The 2600-nt window shown below is 37.2% G+C and carries 1 protein-coding gene; it reads left to right on the top strand.

Translation table 11 applies throughout. The annotated features are described in order from the left end of the window. Positions 1–369 precede the first annotated feature (369 nt). Positions 370–2600, top strand: a 2231-nt coding sequence (locus H7254_RS19270) for an MG2 domain-containing protein (protein ID WP_301934522.1), incomplete at its 3' end; no start/stop codon positions are given.

Below are 2600 nucleotides of genomic sequence, written 5' to 3'. Positions count from 1 at the left end.
TAATAAAAAACTAAACGAATATATAAGTTATAAATTATATTAAAACGAAAATTTAAAGATGTTTTAATGCAACGTATAATTTATTTTAAAAAAAAATCACTGAATTTGATAACGAAAAATTTACATTATAAATGAACCCCAACAAATTACGTTTTATGATTCTATTTAGCGTGGCCTTATGTAAAGTAGGAAAAACAAAATTACAAGTGTAACATTTTTAAAAATTTCTTTAACCGTAATTTTCTGCCTTCTTTAAAAAATATTGCATGGTAATTTATGTAATACTACTGAATCGCTCATCTAACGATTAACTAATCTACTATTCAAACAGCGTAACAAATTGTATCTTGTAATTTAAATCCTTTCATTATGATCTATAAAAAATTATTGCTTTGGCTGGTAGGGCTGGCAATAGTCTCTGTTACCATGGCACAGATAAATGATAACTACAATACCAATTGGAAAAATGTGGAGGCCGCAGAAAAAAAAGGTCTTACTAAAACAGCACAATCAGAAGTAAATACTATCTATAAACTGGCAATAAAAAACAATAATGATGCACAACAAATAAAGGCTTGTATGTACCTGATCCGCTACCGCAACATGGTAGAAGAAAACAGCAGGGAAAACAATATTTTTTTTGTGGATACTTTAATTGCCAAGGCAACCTCTCCTGTAAAAAACATTTTGCAAAGTATGCAGGCAGAAATGTTTTGGCAGTACATACAAAATAACCGCTGGAAATTATATAACCGTACCAAACTAACAACAGAAAACAGCTCCGACATCAATACATGGAGCTTGAATAAATTACACCAGACAATTACGGGTTTATACAAAGCCAGTTTGCAAAACAATACTTTGCTAAAAACTATCATGATGACCGCTTTTGAACCCATAATTGTAAAAGGTGAAAATACCAGGCAGCTGCGGCCGTCCCTCTTCGATTTTTTAGCACACCGTGCACTCGAATATTTTATAACAGACGAAAACGACCTTAGCAAACCAGCTTACCAATTTACATTAAAGGACGAAAAGATATTTGCTACCGCAGATGTTTTTGTTACCACAAAATTTACTACTAACGATAGTACATCACTGCAGTTTCATGCCATAAGATTGCTACAGGATATGCTGCAGTTTCACATAAACGACCATAAGCCCGATGCCCTGCTGGATGGCGATCTCACTCGATTGAGATTTGTAAACCAGTACGGCGTAATGAGCAATAAAGAACAACTGTACGAAGCTGCTTTAAAAAATATCGAAGAAAGGTACCCTACCAATCCGGCATCGGCACAAGCCATGTTTTTGCGGGCATCTGTTTATTATAACAGGGGAAATGAGCATGTGGAGGAAAGCGACAATAACCCTCATCAATACGAAATAAAAAGAGCCAAAGAACTTTGTGATATTGCTTACGCAAAATTCCCTGCAAGCGAAGGTGGCATCAATGCAGCCAACTTATTACAAACCATTTTGCACCCCATGCTGCAAATGGAAACAGAAAAAGTAAACCTGCCCAACCAGCCTTTTCGTTCGCTGGTGAAATATAAAAATGCACCCATTGTTTATTTCAGGATTATTAAAACGAGCAATGATGAAATTAAAAAAATAGAGAAAAATGAAGGTAACAAAATGTGGCAACGCATGGTAGCTTTAACACCCGTTAAAAGCTGGCAGGTAGCCATGCCCGATCCTAAAGATTTTATGCAACATGCTGCCGAAATAAAAACAGATGCAATTGGCAATGGTACTTATTATTTATTGGCCAGCCTCGACAATACATTTTCACTGGCAAAAAACAGTTTGGCCAAACAGGTTATTTATGTCAGCAATATCGCCAGCATTAATACCGGTAAAGATTATTACCTGCTGCACCGGGAAACCGGAGTGCCGCTGCCCAATGCCAAAGTACAGGTGTGGGAGAACAAATACAACTACAATAACAGCACCTACGAAAACAAAAAAGCAGATACCTATACCAGCGATAAAAACGGCCATTTTATGTTGGCCAGTACAAAAGAAAGCAGGAATATCACTATGCAGATAACTACTGCAGATGATGAGCTGCATTTACTCGAAAACAACTACAGCAATAATTATTACAACAACATTTACCCGGAAGAAAAAAACAAACCTGCTACCTGGCTATTTATGGATAGGAGTATTTACCGTCCGGGCCAAACCATCTTTTTTAAAGGCATTGTGGTACAACAGCAAAAAGATGCTGGTAAAAGCGGTGTGGTGCCCAACTTTAGCACCGCTATTCAATTAAAAGATGCCAACGGACAAAAAATAAAAGAACTAAAAGTAACCTCTAACGAATATGGCTCCTTCAATGGCAGTTTTAAATTACCGGAAGGCTCCCTCAACGGAAACTTCAGCATACAGGACACAATTACCACCGGCGAAAAATATTTTAGCGTAGAAGAATATAAGCGCCCTACATTTTTAGTAGAGGTGCAAAAGCCAAAAGGCACTTACAGGGTAAACGACAGCATCGTTGTAACGGCGACTGTTAAGGGGTACGCAGGCAATAATATCGACGGTGCTGCTGTAAAATACCGGGTGGTCCGCACCATACAATATCAAATTTG

This window comes from Ferruginibacter sp., assembly GCF_014377975.1.
GTDB lineage: Bacteria > Bacteroidota > Bacteroidia > Chitinophagales > Chitinophagaceae > Ferruginibacter.
The sequence above is the reverse complement of the archived record's forward strand: the minus strand, read 5'-3'. Positions and strand labels throughout refer to the sequence as shown.